Origin of the sequence: Achromobacter sp. Root170 (genome assembly GCF_001428165.1) — a bacterium.
GTDB classification, from domain to species: domain Bacteria; phylum Pseudomonadota; class Gammaproteobacteria; order Burkholderiales; family Burkholderiaceae_B; genus Achromobacter; species Achromobacter mucicolens.
Window position 1 is genome coordinate 47590 of record NZ_LMHN01000003.1, and the last position, 16436, is coordinate 64025.

Sequence of the window (16436 nt, forward strand, 5' to 3'; positions counted from 1 at the left end):
GTATGCGTGGCTGTTGGGTCGCCACACTCGGTATACTATATTTCGTTGAGAACCATACCAATCGAAATATGCGCCGCCTAGGGAAATCGATAGTGCCGTTTTAGGACACCTTTTAGACGAAAAATCAAGGGATTACCCTTAATTTTCTGGATTTGTCTGTCGGCGCGCGATTTCCCAGATAGACTATCGTATACATAAATTACAAAGTCCGACGCATGCTGTCTTCCCTGTCGTTCCCGGATGCGTGGCATTACGCCGCCATGGCTGCCGTGGTGTTTGGCGCCGCCGTGGCGCAGGGCGTGGGCGGGGTGGGATTTGCGATGTTCGCCGCGCCCGTTGCCGCGATGTTCTTTCCGCAGCTCGCGCCCGGACCGCTTCTGACGCTGGGCGGCTTCATCTCGCTGTTGACCGCCCTGCGCGAGCGCGCCGCCATCGATTGGCCCGCCGTCTCGTATGCATTGGCGGGGCGGGCCGTCGGCACCCTGATCGCCATCTATGCCATGGCGCGCTTCGCCCCGCAGGCGCTGGGCGTGCTCTTTGCCTGCATGATCCTCGCCGCCGTGGGGCTGAGCGTGGCGGGCTTGCGGTTTTCCGCGACGCCCGGACGGGTGTCGGGCGCGGGCGTCGCCTCCGGCATCATGGGCACGATGACTTCGGTGGGCGCGCCGCCCATTGCCATCGTGCTGCAGCATGCCGCCCCGCCGCGGCTGCGCGCCACGCTGGGAATGGTGCTTTTTCTGGGATCCATTTTTTCGCTGGCCATGCTGGCGCTGGCCAAGCGCTACACGGGTTATCACGCGGGCCTGGCCCTTAGCCTGGCGCCATTTCTGCTGGCCGGTTTTGCGGTCTCCAACCGGCTGCGCACCCTGCTGCCACCGCGCGCCGTCCGTGGCGTGCTGCTCGCGGCCTGCGTCATGGGCGCGGTGGGGGTGCTGGTCAAGACATTCTGGGTGCATTGATGCGGCACGCCACCGGCGACGGCCGGCGACACCCGGTAATACAATGGAGACTGTATCCATTACGCCAAACCTGCTCGCCATGACAACCTCCCCCGTCAGTCCGCAAGCCGCAGAGACGCAGCACTCCTCCCCGCTGAAGATCGGCGAGCAGCATCCGCAGTTGTTTGCCGTCATCCGCGACAAGCTGCGCGAACGCATCCTGAGCGGCGAATTCACCCCCGGCGACCGCCTGGTCGAAGGCCGCCTGTCCGAGGAAATGGGCGTGTCCCGCATCCCGGTGCGCGAGGCGCTGCGCGCGCTCGCCGCCGAAGGCCTGGTCACGATCGAGCCGCGCCGCGGCGCGTCCGTGTCGGTGCTGTCGGACGCCGTGGCCTACGACATGGTGGAAGTGCGCGCCACACTGGAAGGCTTGAACGCCAAGCTGGCCGCGCAGCGCCGCGACGAGAAAACGGTCGAGCGCCTGCAGGCCTTCCTGCGCGAGGGCACCGAGGCCGCGCGCGAAGAGAAGCTGGACAAGTTCCTGGCGCTGAATTCGCAGTTTCATGAAATGCTGGCCACGATCGGCGGCAACGTGGTGCTGACCGACCTGATGCGTTCTCTGCGCGACCGCACCGCGCTGCTGTTCGCGCCCAGCAACATGCGCCGGGCAAAACAGAACTGGGACGACCATTCGCAGATCCTGAACGCCGTCATCGCCGGCAATGGCGATCTGGCAGCGCTCTTGGCCAGCCAGCATGTGCACAATGCCGCCAAGGCCTACGCCGAGGCCCAGCAGCCGCCGCAGCAGGCCTCCGTGGCCTGATTGCCGGGCGCCGGCGCACTCAGGCGCCGGCCTCATTCATGCCGGAGACGCTTCTACCGGGCCGGACGCCGCGTCCACCACGATGCCCTTGCCGTTCTGCACCACCCACGACACCTTGACGTCGCCATTCACGAAGGTCTGGCAGGCCATGCGGTAGCCGGCCTCGAAGTCCTCGGGCCGCAGGTGCTTGCGCTCCTTGGGCTTGATGGCGTCGGTGTTTTCCAGCCCTTCCTCGATCCGGCACTTGCAGGTGCCGCACAGGCCGCCCCCGCACTTGAACGGGATGCCGCCCTTTTCCTTGAGCGACACGCGCAGAAGGTTGCTGTTCTCCGGCGCGGTGGCGACCTTGCCGCCGTTGGATATGAACGTGATCTGAACCATGTCGTCAGTGCTCCGTGGCGCGCACGCCGGACCGCAGCGTCAGCGTCGACGCCATGCTGCCAAAACGCGTCAGGTGCGCGAGCTCCTTGCGGGCCGCGTCCACCGACGAGAACTTCTCCAGAAATTTGGACGGCACGTGGTTGACCACGTAGGGCGGCGTTTCCTCGGTGACGACCAGCTTGATCTCGCGGTCCAGGCGGGCGATGCTGAACACGGCCAGCGCGCGTCCGTAGAACACGTAGTCATAGGTTTCGATGATGTCCGCGCCCTCGCCCGCCTCGGTGCGGAAGATGCCGGGCTTGGAGGTCAGGATCACATAGGTCGAATCCTGCGCCATCACGCCTCCACGTCCTGGGTCAACTCGATGTCGCTGTTCAGCCACAGCTGGCACGCCAACCGGTAGCCTTGCTCGACGCGTTCGCCCAGCTGCTTCTTTTCCTTCCAGTTCACCGGCGGCAGATGCTCGGCCCCGGCGATGATGCGGCAGGCGCACTTGGCGCACTTGCCCATGCCGCATTCGTAGCGCAGATGCGGAAACGGAAACTGCTTGATGCCGGCCCGCACCACCAGGTTGGTGTTGTCCTTCACCACATCGGTGTAGGTCTGGCCGCCTTTATGAAACACAACGGTAGGCATGAGGTCTTCGTCCAGGTTCTGCGGTGCGGCGCCCGCCCGGGCGTGCCGGGCGGGCAAGAGCACGATCAGGCGGCAAGGCCCAGTTCGGGCAGCTTGATCTCGTCCTGCACGTAGTCGGTATAGAGCGCCGTCGTGTAGAGCAACCGCATCTGCGCCCCGATCTCGCAGATCTTCAGGCAGCGCTGTTGCAGGTCCACCGTGTTGGCGTGCTCCAGCACGATCTGGTAGCCGCGTTCGCCGTGGATTTCGTCGGAGACGATGTGCAGGTCGAAGAACTCGACTTCCTCGTCCGTGAAGCCGTACTTCTCGCGCAGGGTCGGCGTCTGCTTGCGGTAGATGGACGGCACCTGCGATTCCAGTCCCACCACCAGGCCGGCCACCGCCACGATCGGATCCTCGCGCATGGCCACGGCATAACACCAGCTCTGCAGCGCGCGGGTCGTGGGCGACATGTTGTCCGGATTGGTGACCCGTTCGCGCGTGGTGCCGCAGGCTTCGGCAAAGCGGATCAGCAGGTCGGTGTGGCGGTCGCCGCCGATTTCCTCTTCATACATGTTGGCCAGGAGGAAATCCTTGGCTTCGGTGTACGTGTCCGGCGTGCGGGCGTACAGGTAGCCCAGGTAATCGGCGAACGGGCCGACGTAGTGATAGTGGTTTTCGGCCCAGCGCGAAAGGTGCTCGCGGCTCAGCTTGCCTTCGGCCCAGGCGATCGAAAAGGGCGAGGCGTTTGCGCTCTTGCCCTTGATTGCGTTTTCCAGCGCCGTGCGGAATTCATCTCGGTTCATCAGTTCTGCCATGACTCGCTCCAGGTCCAGTGGGAGAAATTCCAGGCCTGTGGAAGCCCGGGCATGATGAACATTGTATACCGTCTACTCTTTTGGGCTGCTAGGGCAATCCCGAAGTCAACCCGTTAATCAGGGACAGTTTCAGACATATCAAGCACTTGTGCCGTCCCAGGCCGGCTGGACCCCAAGGCACGAACGACGTACAATGAATACAATTTCAACGCAATACGGAAATACCATGAACACCCCGCACCCTCTGGGAGACGCCCCGATCGGCCAGCAGCTGCTTACCCATTACGCCCGCCGCGATGCCGTGCGCCACGCGACGCCGCTGTTTCCTTCTTCCTGGTCGGAGTTGCTGGCGCCGTTCCGCACTGCCCGCCTGCAACCGCTGCGCGCAGCCGCGCCCGCCGTGCGCGCGCAACGCGACGACACGGTCTGCCAAGCCGGTTAAGAATCAGGTCGTGCCCATGGGGCCGGCGTCCAGCCGGCCCCGCCCCGTTCAGCGTCTTGCGCGCAGGCTGGCCTGCATCCGGGCGTTTTGCAGCGCGGCGCGCCGCCCCCGTCGGGCAAGGCCGCCGGCAAGCGCCAGCACCACCACGAAGCCCACGGTATAGGCCAGCACGTCCCACCAGTCCGGCACACTGCCGAACACGACGCGCAGCACCGGCTGCTCGATGCGCCATCCGAATTGGCGGCCCAGGTATTGCGCGAACTCCACCGCATACCCGGTGAACAGCGCCGCCAGGGCCAGCGGCAACACGCGCGCACGGATAAAACTGCGATACAGCAGGTAGGCCCAGCCCACCGCCACCACGTCGCCCACGAACCCCCGCAGGAAGGGATAAGGCGCGCCCAAGGTGGCGATCAGCGCCAGCACGGCGGTCACGGCAAGCAGGGCGGCGAACGCGCGCCCGTTGAAAGTCAGGGTCATTGAATCAGCAAACGTAAATAGTGAAACAGGGGCAGCCGGGAGGTTACCGGAAACGGGCCTGCCGCCTCCCCCGACGCATGGCTTGGGCGTACCATTGAGCGACCCTGACCCAGCCCAGAACGGGCGCGATCCTCGCGTCCGGCCACGCTCCCATGCTGCAGCCCGTTTCGGCGTCGACCGACCTGCCAGCGGCCCCTCCGGCCGCGCCCGCGCCTGTCCTGCAGGTCAGCACGCTTTCCCCTTTTGCCTTTCCCGCCTTTCGCGTCATCTGGATCGCCAATCTGTTTGCCAACCTGGGCACCTGGGCGCAATCCGTCGCGGCCGCATGGGTGATCACGACCGAGCAGAGCAGCCCGCTGATGGTTGCCATGATCCAGGTGGCGGCCGCCTTCCCGCTGGTCGCGCTGTCGATCCTGACGGGGGTGCTGGCCGACAACCACGACCGCCGAAAAGTCATGCTTGCCGGCATGCTGCTGGAGCTGGCGGGCGGCGTCTTCATCACCATCCTGGCCTTTGCGGGGCTGCTGCACCCGATCACGCTGATCGCGTCGGTGTTCTGCATTGCCATCGGCAGCGCCATCGTCACGCCGGCCTGGCAGGCGGCCGTGGGCGAACAGGTGCCGCGCGAGCACGTCGGCAGCGCCGTGCTGCTGAACAGCGTGAACTTCAACGTGGCGCGGGCGGTGGGCCCCGCCATCGGCGGCCTGCTGTTGGGCGCAATGGGCGCATCCTGGGTCTTTCTCTTGAACTGCTTTTGCTACGGCAGCCTGATCTGGGCGATCTGGCGCTGGAAGCGCGACCTGCCCGTGCGGCGCCTGCCGCCCGAGGGGCTGTTCGAAGGCGTGGTGGCGGCGGTGCGCTACACGCAGCATTCGACGGTGACGCGCGTGGTGATGCTGCGCTCGTTCGCCTTTGGCCTGTCGGCCAGCGCGCTCTGGGCGCTGCTGCCCCTCTTGGCGCACGAACATGAAAGCGGCAGCGCGCTGCTGTATGGCTACATGCTCGGCGCGCTGGGCGTGGGCGCCATCCTGGGCAGCGTGGGGGTGCGCCGGGCCCGCGCCGCCTGGGGATCCAGCGGCCTGATCAGCGTGGCCGCGGCCCTGCTTGCCGCCTGCCTGCTGGCGCTGGGCCTGACCGACACCTTGTGGGTCGCGTTTCCCGCGCTGCTGCTGTCGGGCGGCTGCTGGATCGGCGTGCTGGCCACCTACAACACGACCGTGCAACTCCTGGTGCCCGACTGGGTCAAGGCCCGCGCGCTGGCGCTGTACCAGACCGCGATATTTGGCGGTCTGGCGGCGGGATCGTTCATGTGGGGCCACTTCGCGGGCACGATGGGCGTGTCGGGCGCGCTGTCCACCGCCGGCATCGTGCTGGGCGTCACCGTGGCCTTGCTGTACCGGTCGCGCCTGCCCGAACAGGTGGATGCCCGGTCGCTGACCCGCGCCGACGACGCGGAACCGGCCATGGCCGCCGCCGGCTTCAACACGCAGCGCGGCGCGGTGCTCGTCGCGGTGGAATACCTGATCAACGCGGACAAGCTGGCGCCGCTGCTGCATGCCGCCCAGCCGCTGCGCCTGTTGCGGCTGCGCAATGGCGCGCAGCAATGGCAGCTGTTTCGCGACCTGGAGCGCGAGGGCGTCTGGCGCGAGGTCTTCCTGGTGGAAAGCTGGATGCAGTACCTGCGGATGATCGACCGCATGACACTGGCCGACAAGATGGTGCTGGACGAGGTACGCGCCTTGCACGCGGGCGACAAGCCCCCGACGGTGTCGCGCAACGTCAGCTACCTGGCCATGAATGCGGCGCAAGGATTTTCGTTGCGCCGCGCCCCCCATTCACGATGACGCGCGAGGCTCGATCATGCTGACTTCTTTGTGGCGCAATTGGCGGGCTTCCCGGGGCGGGGCGCAGCTCGACGTCATCCTGGCCAATGCCGATCCGCAGTCGCCGCTGGCCGAACGCAATCTGTGGCTCATCGACCTGGGCCGCTGGCTGAACCGGCCGGGCGGCGCACCGTCGCGGCAGGATGGGGGGGATCCGCGCCACGCGCGGCTGCGCTACCTGTTGCAGGTGCTGGAAAACAATCCCGCGGTGGCCGCGCGCACGGCAGCCACGTTGCGATCGGTGCTGGTGGACAACGATCCCACCACTCTGCTGTGCGACACCGGCGTCGCATCGCAGCCGGGCTTCTGGGGCGAATTGTGGCGCCGCATCGTGGACTGGATGCTGCCCCCGCCCGCCAACCGCGGCGACATGGACGGGTTGTTCACCCTGCTGTTTCGCCGCGCCGGCGACGCGCAATGGATCGAGTCGCTGGACGACGCGACACTGGCCCGCGTGCGCGCGCTGATGCACCGGGACGAAGGCGCCCCGGCGCGCATAGCGGATGCGTCCGCCGCCCCCACGCCCGACGCGCTTGCCCGGCGCTTGGCGCATGCACTGACCAGCAGCATGCAGGTGCTCATCAGCCAGGTGCGCGCGGCCGGTCTCAGCCAGGACATCCGCTCGCGCCTGCCGGGCCGCGTGGAAGACACCCCGTTCTTTGCGCTGTCCGATGCGGCCGCCGAGCTCTTTGCCAGCACGCCGGACACGCCGCCCGAGGCCGTGGGCCAGCGCCTTAATGTGCTGCGCGCGCTGCTGGATGAATGCCGCGCGGCCGGAGATGCGGTTTACGAAGAACTCAAGCGCAATGGCGTGGCGGTGGACGTGGTCTACCAGATCGAGTGCATGAAGCTGCGCCTGGCGCGTATCGAGCTGCTGCTGAGCGTCTGGATCGACCCCACGCAGCGCCATCGGTACGTGCACCTGATGGCCGAGCTGATCCGTTGCACGCTGGCGCGCAGCAGCATCCGTCATCTGGCGGCCTCATCGCTCGCCCAGCTGGCGCGCCGCGTGATGGACCGCAGCGCGGAAACCGGCGAACACTACATCGCCCGCGACACGCTGGAATACATGGATATGCTCAAGGCTTCCATGGGCGGCGGCTTTGTCGTCGCGTTCACGGTCTACGTCAAGTTCATCATCACGTCGGCGCATCTGGAGAAGTGGCTGGAAGGCCTGTTGAACGCGTTGAACTACGCGGGCAGCTTTCTGGTGATCCAGTTCGCGCATTTCACGCTGGCCACCAAACAGCCTGCCATGACGGGACCGGCGCTGGCCCGCCGGCTGGACGCGGCCTACACGCCCGACGGCCGCGATGCCTTCGTCGACGACACGCTGGCGATGCTGCGTTCGAACGCGGCCGCGATTGCGGGCAACCTGGCCGTGGTGTTTCCGCTGGCCTGGGCAATCCAATGGCTGGCCATGCGGATGCTGGAACAGCCGCTCATCGATGCCGACAAGGCGCAAGCCACGCTGCAGTCACTGTCGTTCTGGGGACCGACGCCGCTTTACGCCGCAGTGACCGGCGCGCTGATCTGGCTGTCCAGCCTGATCGCCGGCTGGGCCGACAACTGGTTTGCGCTGCACCGCGTGCACGACGTGATGGCGTATGGCCGCCGCACCCGGCAGTTGCTGGGCGCGCGGGGCGCGGTGCGCTGGGCCGGCTTCTGGCAGCGCAACGTGTCCCTGATCGCCGCCAACGTCTCGCTGGGGCTGATGCTGGGCCTGCTGCCAGTCTTCGTCAGTGCGCTGGGATCGACACTGGAGGTGCGCCACGTGTCGCTCAGCGCCGGCCAGATCGCCGCCGCGCTCGCCACGCTGGGCTGGGATGTGGTGCACACGCAGGTGTTCTGGATGGCCGTGGCCGGCACGGTGGCGACCGGCGCCCTGAACGTCATCGTCAGCTTTGCGCTGGCCTTCAACGTGGCGATGGCCTCGCGCGACATGCGCCGCGACGATCGGACCTCCCTCACGGCCGGCGTGCGACGCCGCATCCTGCGGCGGCCCGCGGCGCTGTTCTGGCCGGTCAAGCCGCGCCCGGCGCCGGTGGAGTCCTGACGGCGGCGCGGCGGTTATGCCGCCCGGTCAGAACGCACCCCGCATTAGAATCTGTCCCTACGACTCCAGGCGCTCCGCCCGGACGCCCTCGCAGCGCAGCCCATCCATGCTCTCGTTCTCCCGCAGCACCGTCTATCCGGCCGGCGTCGGCCTGCCCGCCGCCGAACGCCTGGGCGCCCTCGTGGCCGTCATGCTGGCGGTCTGCATGGCCAGTCTGGACACGGCCATCGCCAATACCGCCTTGCCCACCATCGCGCGAGACCTGCAGGCCAGCGAGGCGGGTTCCATCTGGGTCATCAGCGGCTACCAGCTTGCGATGGTGGCCGGCCTGCTGCCGGCGGCCGCGCTGGGCGAGATCCTGGGTCACCGGCGCGTCTACATCGTCGGCCTCGCGGTCTTCACGCTGGCCTCACTGGCAAGCGGCCTGGCGCCATCGCTGCCCGTGCTGGTGGCCACCCGCATCCTGCAAGGCCTGGGCGCGGCGGGGGTGATGAGCGTGAACGGCGCGCTGCTGCGCTTTATCTACCCCTCGCACATGCTGGGCCGCGGTCTGGGCCTGAACGCCATGGTTGTCGGTCTGTCGTTTGCGGGCGGGCCGACCGTGGCGTCGGCCATCCTGCTGCTCGGCTCGTGGCACTGGCTGTTCCTGGTCAATTTCCCCATCGGCATCCTGGCCGGTGCGCTGGCGCTGCGCGGGCTGCCGGACACCACGCGATCCAATCACGGGTTCGATGGCATGGCCGCGGTGCTGTGCGCCATGACGCTGGGCCTGCTTGTCCTGGCGACGAATGAACTTGCCCACGGCGCGCCGTGGCCGCGCGTGGCGCTTGAAGGCGCCGTGGCGGCGGCCAGCCTGTGGCTGCTGATGCGGCGTCAGGCCGGCCATCCCGCGCCCATCCTGGCCGTGGACCTGCTGCGCCGTCCCCTTTTTGCCCTGTCCGCCGCCACGGCCGTGTGCGCGTTCGCCGCGCAGGCGCTGGCCTTCGTGTCGTTGCCGTTCCTGTTCCAGACGGTGCTGGGCTACAGCCAGGTCCAGACCGGCTTTCTGATCACGCCGTGGCCCGTCGTGGTGGCTTTCATGGCGCCCATCGCGGGCCGGCTTTCGGATAGCTACCCGGCCGGCATGCTGGGTGGCGTGGGACTGGCGATGCTGGCGCTGGGCATGGCGCTGCTGGCGCTGATGCCGGCCGACCCGTCCGTGCTGGACATCTCGTGGCGCATGGCAATCTGCGGCGCGGGCTTTGGCTTTTTCCAGTCGCCCAACCTGCGGGCCATCATGACCTCCGCACCCGCGTCGCGCGCCGGCGGCGCCAGCGGCATGATCGGAACCGTGCGCCTGCTGGGCCAGGCATCAGGCGCGGCGATGGTGGCCGCGTGTTTCAACGTGTCCACCACGCAAGGCGCCATCGCGGCGCTGTGGCTGGGCGCCCTGTGCGCCGGGCTCGCCTGCATCGCCAGCTTTGCCCGGCTGCGGTTCGACGCAAGCGAACCGGCGCAGACGCCTGCTTCCCGCTGACGGGCCCACGCGGGCCGTCCGGCGCACGCGCCTGCTCCAAGACGCAACACTGTTGCCGTTCGTGTCGATATATTCGTCCATCGCGCCGACATATTCGTAAGATGTGCAACATCCGGCTAAATAAGGCCCGGGCTACGTCGTTGTCCTTAAGCAGGCTTGCTGCACCTTTGGGACGACGCGCATGACACAGTTTCTGAAAGACATCACCATCCGCCGCATGATCCTGGGCACCTTGCTCGTGATCAGCCTTTTCATCGCCGGCCTGTCGGCCATCAGCGTCAATGGGCTGCGCAGCGCCGGCGAAGCGCTCGCAGCCAGCAACGATCTTCTGAATGAGGTATCCGCGCTTTCCCGCGTCAACGACCAGATCATGCGCGCCCGGCTGCGGCTGTCGCGCCAGCTGGAGTACGTTGCCGGCGGCCAGAAGGACCTGGCGGCCGCGGAAGGCCGCAGCATCGACACGGCACTGACCGAAGCGAAAAAGCATCAGGCGCAGTTCATTGAACTGGCCCGCCGGGACGCGCCCACGGCGCTGCTGGACGCGATGCGCTCGGGCTTTGACGCCCTGGTCAACGGCATTGACGTGCAACGCCAGCAGCTGGACGCCGGCGCGGTGGACAAGGCGCGCGCGCAGGCGGCAGGACCGGTCGTTACCGCCAGCCGCAGCTTCGGCAAGGGCATGGAGGATTACGAGGCCTACGCCAAGGCCCGCGAAGTCCAGTTGTGGGCAGACGCCAACGCCAACCGCCGCCAGGCCTATATCGGCATGGGCGTGGTTCTTGGCATCTGTCTGCTGCTGCTGATCCTGGGCGACCGCTATGTCGTGCATTTCGTGAAGCGTCCGCTGGATTCGCTCAAGGGTCATTTCCAGCGCATCGCGGGCGGCGACCTGACCACGCCGATTCCGTCGTTCGGCAAGAACTGCGTGGGCCAGATCATTCCTTTCCTTCAGGACATGCAGGCCAGCCTGGTGCGCACCGTGCATGCCGTGCGCGATGGCGTGGTCGAGATCAACACGGGCTCCAGCGAAATTGCGGCCGGCAACCAGGACCTGTCCAGCCGCACCGAGCAGCAGGCGGCGTCGCTGGAGGAAACGGCGGCCAGCATGGAGCAGTTGCTGTCCACCGTGACCAGCAATGCCGAAAATGCCCGCATGGCCAACGAGATGGCCGCCACCGCCTCAGACGTGGTGCAGCGCGGCGGCGACGCCGTGCAGGCCGCGGTCAGCACGATGCGCAAGATCGCGCAGGATTCGAGCCGCATCGAGGACATCGTCGGCGTGATCGACGGCATTGCGTTCCAGACCAACATCCTGGCCCTGAACGCGGCGGTGGAAGCGGCGCGAGCCGGCGAGGAAGGCAAGGGCTTTGCCGTGGTGGCCGCCGAGGTCCGGTCGCTGGCGCAGCGCAGCGCCGGCGCCGCCAAGGAGATCAAGCAACTGCTGGACGCCTCGGGCGCGACCGTGCAGGCCGGCTCGGCGCAGGTCGAGGCGGCGGGCCTGACGATGACGGAAATCCTGGAAACCATCGAACAGTTGACGATGCTGGTCAACGACATCGCCACCGCATCCAACGAGCAGGTGACGGGCATCGACCAGGTCAACACCGCCGTCACGCAGATGGACCAGGTGACGCAGCAGAACGCCGCGTTGGTCGAAGAAGCCGCGGCGGCGGCCTCGTCGCTGGAAACGCAGGCGCAGCGGTTGCAGGCGGCGGTCAGCACATTCCGCCTGCCCGCGCAGGGGCAGGACGCCGTCCAAGCCCCGGCCCATTCCTACGGCCAGCCGGCGCTGTTGCCGGCGTAGTGTCCCGCCTGACCGCCGGCAGGCCCTGATCCCTCACATCGCAGGGAGACGGCGCCTGCTGCGGGCGGGGCCTCGCGAGGCCCGCGCGGAAAGCCTCAACGTCCGCCCGCGCGCGGCGACAGTTCGATCACGCAGGCGTCAAGGTCCGCCTGCGCGGTCAGGCAATACCGTGCCAGCCCCTCCTGCCCTTCGACGTGCAGGCAGTCATAACGCGACGCCAGCCGATGCTGCGCGCCGTCCAGTTCAACCGCCAGCGCGCCGCCGGCATTCAGGATCAGCACGCTGCGCGCGCTGCTGTGAAATACCCAGGGATCCGCGCCCCGCACCCATTGCAGGCGGGCGTGCCACCGGTCGGGCGCATAGATCAGGTTGAAGTCGCGGATCGGGCCGTCCAGCAGGCGGCAGTCCACCTGCGCATCGCCCGAAAACGCGTACGCCGTGCGCGGGCCCAGCGGCGCCTGGCGATTGCCGTCCACCGTCAGTTCGATGCCGCGCCCTTCCAGTACGGTGATGATGCGCTGGAAACCGCCAAAGGCGGAAAAGCCGCCGTCCTGCGCCACGTCGGCCAGCGACAGCCGCCAGTCGAACGACGCCGCATGGCCCCCGGGGTTGCAGGCGACCTCCTGGGTCGTGCCCCCGCCATTGCGCCACGGCATGCGGGGATGGTCCTCGGCCCGGTACAGCCGCACATCAGGGAAATTCATGGCCTTGGATAAGTCCTGTAGGGGTCCGGTGGAAACACGCGAAATGAATCACGCGAAATTATAGGTCGCACGCCCCTGCCGGCTGCCCGCCCGGCTGCGCGGGCCTGGACGCGCCCAGCCGGAATACGTATACTCCCCCCCTGTATCGAATCGGAGCTTGCCGTGCCGCACTCCCCAGAAGAAAAGAAACGCGTTGTCACCCGCCTGCGCCGCATCCAGGGGCAGGCGTTAGCATTGGAACGCGCGGTGAACGAAGGCACGGAATGCGGCGCGCTGCTGCAGCAGCTGGCGGCGCTGCGCGGCGCCACGAACGGCCTGATGGCCGAAGTGCTGGAGAGTCATCTGCGGGAAACGTTCCTGCAGTCTGCTCAGGGAAGTCCAACGGACCCCAGGCCCGAGACCGAATCGCAGATCGATGACCTTATGCGCATCGTCCGTTCCTATCTGAAATAACCCCCTCTACGTGGAGCATCGTTATGAAATCACGCGCAGCAGTCGCATTCGGCCCCGGCAAGCCGCTGGAAATCGTTGAGATCGATGTCGCGCCCCCGCAGCGCGGCGAGGTGCTGGTCCAGATCACGCACACCGGCGTCTGCCATACCGACGCCTTCACGCTGAGCGGCGACGATCCCGAAGGCCTGTTCCCCGCCGTGCTGGGCCATGAAGGCGCGGGCGTGGTGGTGGAAGTGGGCGAAGGCGTGACCTCGCTGAAACCCGGCGACCACGTCATTCCGCTCTACACGGCCGAATGCCGCGAATGCAAATTCTGCCTGTCGGGCAAGACCAACCTGTGCCAGAAGGTGCGCGCCACGCAGGGCAAGGGCGTCATGCCGGACGGCACCTCGCGCTTCAGCTACGAAGGCAAGCCGCTTTATCACTACATGGGCTGCTCGACGTTCAGCGAATACACCGTCGTCAATGAGATCTCGCTGGCCAAGATCAACCCGGCCGCGCCGCATGAAAAGGTCTGCCTGCTGGGCTGCGGCGTGACGACCGGCATCGGTGCGGTGCACAACACCGCCAAGGTCAAGGAAGGCGACACGGTCGCCGTGTTCGGACTGGGCGGCATCGGCCTGGCGGTCATTCAGGGCGCGGTGCAGGCCAAGGCCGGCCGCATCATCGCGGTGGACACCAACCCGAACAAGTTCGTGCTGGCCAGCGCCATGGGCGCCACCGACTGCATCAACCCCAAGGACTACGACAAGCCCATCCAGGAAGTCATCGTCGAACTGACCGACGGCGGCGTGGACTTCTCGTTCGAGTGCATCGGCAACGTGCACGTGATGCGCGCCGCGCTGGAATGCTGCCACAAGGGCTGGGGCGAAAGCATCATCATCGGCGTGGCCGGCGCGGGCCAGGAAATCAGCACCCGCCCGTTCCAGCTGGTGACGGGCCGCGTGTGGCGCGGTTCAGCGTTCGGCGGCGTCAAGGGCCGCACGCAACTGCCCGGCATGGTGGAAGACGCCATGAGCGGCAAGATCGATCTCGACCCGTTCGTCACCCACACGCTGCCCCTGGACCGGATCAACGAAGCGTTCGATCTGATGCACGAAGGAAAGTCGATCCGGACGGTGATCCACTACTGACGTAGGCGTTCTCGCGGTAGACGCGTTCGGTATTGCCGACGAAGGTCGCCAGCGAGAACTCCTTGAGCGCCGTGCTGCGCGCATCCACGCCCATGGCGTGCAGCACGCCGCGGTTGGCCATGATGTCCGACAGCGTCCGGGCCACCGACTCCGGGGACCCGGGCGGCACCACCCAGCCGTTGCGGCCCTCGGTCACGTTCTCCGGCAGGCCGCCCACGCGGGTCACAATGACCGGCTTGCCTGCGGCCATCATCTCGCGGCAGGCAAACGAAATCGTCTCCAGCCGGGACGACAGCACAAAGCCCACGTCCAGCGCCGCCAGCACCGGCTCCACATTGTCGAGCAGACCGGTGAAGACCACCTGATCCTGCATGCCCAGCGCGGCCACCTGGCCGAGCATGTCGTCGCCCGGCATCGCGCCGGCAATCAGGATGGCGACCTGCTCGCGCTGCGCAGCGGGCAGCAAGGACACGGCAGCCACCATGTCGATCCAGCCTTTGTAGTCCGCGGTGCCGGCGTTGCTGCCGAGGACCAGCCGATTGCGCAGCGCGGGCGGCAGAAAGCGCGCGCGCGCCTCGGCCTTTTCGGTGCGGCAGGCGGGGCGGTACTTCGCGGTGTCCACCCCGTTATGCACCACGCGCAGATCTTCATTGCGAAACACCGACTGCTTCATGCGCCGGAACGTGTGGCTGCACACGCAGATGACGCGATTGGTGGCCCACTTGGCGCGCAGGCGCACGCCCAGGCTGCTGGCGCTGCGGTCATTGTGCTGCGTGTAGACGATGAAGGGGCGTTTTCTTCCCATCCCCAACGTCGCCAGCATGCACAAGCGGTGATCGGCCGAGCCATTGACGTGGATGACGTCGAACTGTTCCTGGCGCACCAGGTTGCGCAGGCGGCGCAGCGCGGACAGCTGTTCGGCCAGCGTGCCCTTGAATTCGAGATCGATGGTGCGCAGGCCCGGCAGGGCCTCGGCCTCGGCCAGCAGGCGGCTCTTGCGCGGCGCACCGACCATGACTTGCGATTTCTGGCACAGGATGCGCGCCAGCGACATGACGTAGGTCGTGTGCCCGCCGCCATCGCCCTGGTGGAAATTGGTATAGAGGATCTTCATGATTCGGGTCTCGTCGGCGGTTGCGTGGCGGGGTCGAGCAGACAGCTCCAATGCCGCTTTTCAAAGATGTCGTCGCCCAGCCGGCTGAGCAGCGACAGGTTGTAGACCTGGATGCCGCGCGCGCGCAGCAGCTTGGCGGCCTGCCGGAACGCCGGCTCGATGTGGCCGGCAAACTGGCGGTCCAGCGCGGTGGGCAGTTGCGCGCCGGCTTGTTCGTAGAAGCGCGGGCCTGCGGTGGCCGTCAGGTCCAACCCATGCAGAAACACCGTCCGGGCGCCCAGCCACGCCAGCAATTGCAGGGACGTGTAGGCCACCGTGCCGCCACCAAACAAGCCGCGTGCCGCGTTCAGGCTGAAGCCATGGGCGTGCATCGGATGATGCGCATCGAACAGCACCAATTCCGGGTCGCCGGCCAACTGCGCCTGCAGCGCCTGCGGCTCGGCGCGCGGCTGCTGGGCGCGCTGATGCACTTCCTCGAAAAGCGCGATGCGGCAGCGAACGGCCCGATGGTCGAACAGCAATGCGATCCAGCGGTACACCTCCGGCGTCACGAAAAGCACCAGATCCTGGTCCAGCACCTGCGCCACGAGGTCGCGGCGCTTCTTCACAAATCCGGCGTCCAGCATGGCGTAGTAATGAAAGCGCAGCGCCGGATGCCGGGCGCGCAGGGCGATCGAGCCGTTCACGCCCATCACGGTGCGCATGCGGCATTGCGCGTAATCGATCTGCGCGACCGATGGGCCGCTGAGAATCAGGTGGGCATCGCCGCCGATGCCGCGTGGCAATTGATCCAGTGAAACGGTTGCCGGCCCGCGCACCCCATGCAGGTTGCAGCCGGTCAGGCGGTCGGGGCCATCGCGCCGCACCGTGACAAACGGCCAGAGCGTCTCGTTGTGGCGATGCGCCTTGGACCGCGTGACGCGATACAGGTAGCGCAGGCCCTTGGTGAGGGGTCGAGAGCGCAGCAAGCGGGGAACGAGCGCAAGACGGGGCATGTGGATTGCGCGGGTACCGCGGCGTAGCCTGACAACGGCCTGATTCTACGAAGCCCCTCGTCCGAAATCGCGAGGGGATTATGTGAGATGTAACCCTTTGAAGAGGCGAACAATCTGCCCCCGAATTTGCGTGATCCTTCGGGGGCCGGTTCCTGACTTTCATCATATGGAAAACCGCGCGTCCGTCCGTGAGGACACGCCCTCCGGCACCTCTCGCGGCGTCGTGCCAACGGTGTCCCCCAGACGGACGAGGCGTTTTCACCCAATTACGTTTTGCGCCA

17 protein-coding genes are annotated in these 16436 nt (G+C 66.9%); 9 read left to right on the top strand and 8 right to left on the bottom strand.

Going from position 1 to position 16436, the window contains the following annotated elements:
* The first annotated feature begins 215 nt into the window (after window positions 1–215).
* Together ASD87_RS07380 and ASD87_RS07385 are read left to right on the top strand one after the other, a co-directional pair.
* Window positions 216–959: a sulfite exporter TauE/SafE family protein gene (locus ASD87_RS07380; protein ID WP_056319344.1), complete on the top strand. Its 744-nt coding sequence runs from the start codon at window positions 216–218 to the stop codon at window positions 957–959.
* Between the two features lie 79 nt (window positions 960–1038).
* Window positions 1039–1761 carry a GntR family transcriptional regulator gene (locus ASD87_RS07385; protein WP_056319346.1) on the top strand — a complete coding sequence of 241 codons (723 nt, stop codon included), beginning with the start codon at window positions 1039–1041 and terminating at the stop codon, window positions 1759–1761.
* A 36-nt stretch (window positions 1762–1797) separates the two neighbouring features.
* Here ASD87_RS07385 and ASD87_RS07390 read toward each other — a convergent pair whose 3' ends face one another.
* From ASD87_RS07390 to ASD87_RS07405, 4 genes are all read right to left on the bottom strand, one after another.
* A complete protein-coding gene (locus tag ASD87_RS07390) occupies window positions 1798–2142 on the bottom strand; it encodes a 2Fe-2S iron-sulfur cluster-binding protein (protein ID WP_056319348.1) in 345 nt (114 codons plus the stop codon).
* Between the two features lie 4 nt (window positions 2143–2146).
* Window positions 2147–2479, bottom strand: a complete 333-nt coding sequence (locus ASD87_RS07395; RefSeq protein ID WP_056319351.1) for a hypothetical protein — start codon at window positions 2477–2479, stop codon at window positions 2147–2149.
* On the bottom strand, window positions 2479–2778 hold the full coding sequence (locus ASD87_RS07400; protein WP_056319481.1) for a 2Fe-2S iron-sulfur cluster-binding protein: 300 nt from the start codon (window positions 2776–2778) through the stop codon (window positions 2479–2481). The genes ASD87_RS07395 and ASD87_RS07400 overlap by 1 nt, the downstream gene beginning before the upstream one ends.
* A gap of 65 nt (window positions 2779–2843) precedes the next feature.
* On the bottom strand, window positions 2844–3575 hold the full coding sequence (locus tag ASD87_RS07405; RefSeq protein WP_056319353.1) for a TenA family transcriptional regulator: 732 nt from the start codon (window positions 3573–3575) through the stop codon (window positions 2844–2846).
* A gap of 226 nt (window positions 3576–3801) precedes the next feature.
* On the opposite strand from ASD87_RS07405, the gene ASD87_RS07410 reads away from it, so the two are divergent.
* Window positions 3802–4017 carry a hypothetical protein gene (locus ASD87_RS07410; RefSeq protein WP_056319356.1) on the top strand — a complete coding sequence of 72 codons (216 nt, stop codon included), beginning with the start codon at window positions 3802–3804 and terminating at the stop codon, window positions 4015–4017.
* Window positions 4018–4065: 48 nt separating this feature from the next.
* On the opposite strand, the gene ASD87_RS07415 is transcribed toward ASD87_RS07410, so the two are convergent.
* The gene (locus tag ASD87_RS07415; protein WP_056319358.1) at window positions 4066–4497 is read right to left on the bottom strand and encodes a DUF2809 domain-containing protein; all 432 of its coding nucleotides are present in this window, start codon (window positions 4495–4497) and stop codon (window positions 4066–4068) included.
* Window positions 4498–4649: 152 nt separating this feature from the next.
* Between ASD87_RS07415 and ASD87_RS07420 the strand changes: the two genes are divergently transcribed.
* The 4 genes from ASD87_RS07420 (at window position 4650) to ASD87_RS07435 (ending at window position 11756) form a co-directional block, all read left to right on the top strand.
* The gene (locus tag ASD87_RS07420) at window positions 4650–6341 is read left to right on the top strand and encodes an MFS transporter (RefSeq protein ID WP_056319360.1); all 1692 of its coding nucleotides are present in this window, start codon (window positions 4650–4652) and stop codon (window positions 6339–6341) included.
* Between the two features lie 16 nt (window positions 6342–6357).
* Window positions 6358–8436, top strand: a complete 2079-nt coding sequence (locus ASD87_RS07425) for a site-specific recombinase (protein WP_056319363.1) — start codon at window positions 6358–6360, stop codon at window positions 8434–8436.
* A 106-nt stretch (window positions 8437–8542) separates the two neighbouring features.
* Entirely contained in the window at window positions 8543–9952 is a 1410-nt protein-coding gene (locus ASD87_RS07430; RefSeq protein ID WP_056319365.1) for an MFS transporter, read from the top strand.
* A 181-nt stretch (window positions 9953–10133) separates the two neighbouring features.
* Window positions 10134–11756 carry a methyl-accepting chemotaxis protein gene (locus tag ASD87_RS07435; protein WP_056319370.1) on the top strand — a complete coding sequence of 541 codons (1623 nt, stop codon included), beginning with the start codon at window positions 10134–10136 and terminating at the stop codon, window positions 11754–11756.
* A gap of 95 nt (window positions 11757–11851) precedes the next feature.
* Here ASD87_RS07435 and ASD87_RS07440 read toward each other — a convergent pair whose 3' ends face one another.
* Window positions 11852–12460, bottom strand: a complete 609-nt coding sequence (locus tag ASD87_RS07440; protein WP_056319373.1) for a HutD family protein — start codon at window positions 12458–12460, stop codon at window positions 11852–11854.
* Window positions 12461–12622: 162 nt separating this feature from the next.
* On the opposite strand from ASD87_RS07440, the gene ASD87_RS07445 reads away from it, so the two are divergent.
* Window positions 12623–12913, top strand: a complete 291-nt coding sequence (locus ASD87_RS07445; RefSeq protein ID WP_056319375.1) for a metal-sensing transcriptional repressor — start codon at window positions 12623–12625, stop codon at window positions 12911–12913.
* Window positions 12914–12936: 23 nt separating this feature from the next.
* Window positions 12937–14046 carry an S-(hydroxymethyl)glutathione dehydrogenase/class III alcohol dehydrogenase gene (locus tag ASD87_RS07450; RefSeq protein ID WP_056319378.1) on the top strand — a complete coding sequence of 370 codons (1110 nt, stop codon included), beginning with the start codon at window positions 12937–12939 and terminating at the stop codon, window positions 14044–14046.
* On the opposite strand, the gene ASD87_RS07455 is transcribed toward ASD87_RS07450, so the two are convergent.
* Together ASD87_RS07455 and ASD87_RS07460 are read right to left on the bottom strand one after the other, a co-directional pair.
* Window positions 13985–15160 carry a glycosyltransferase family 4 protein gene (locus ASD87_RS07455; protein WP_082586225.1) on the bottom strand — a complete coding sequence of 392 codons (1176 nt, stop codon included), beginning with the start codon at window positions 15158–15160 and terminating at the stop codon, window positions 13985–13987. The genes ASD87_RS07450 and ASD87_RS07455 overlap by 62 nt on opposite strands.
* Window positions 15157–16155 carry a hypothetical protein gene (locus ASD87_RS07460; RefSeq protein ID WP_056319380.1) on the bottom strand — a complete coding sequence of 333 codons (999 nt, stop codon included), beginning with the start codon at window positions 16153–16155 and terminating at the stop codon, window positions 15157–15159. Before ASD87_RS07460 ends, ASD87_RS07455 begins: the two co-directional genes overlap by 4 nt.
* Window positions 16156–16436: the final 281 nt, after the last annotated feature.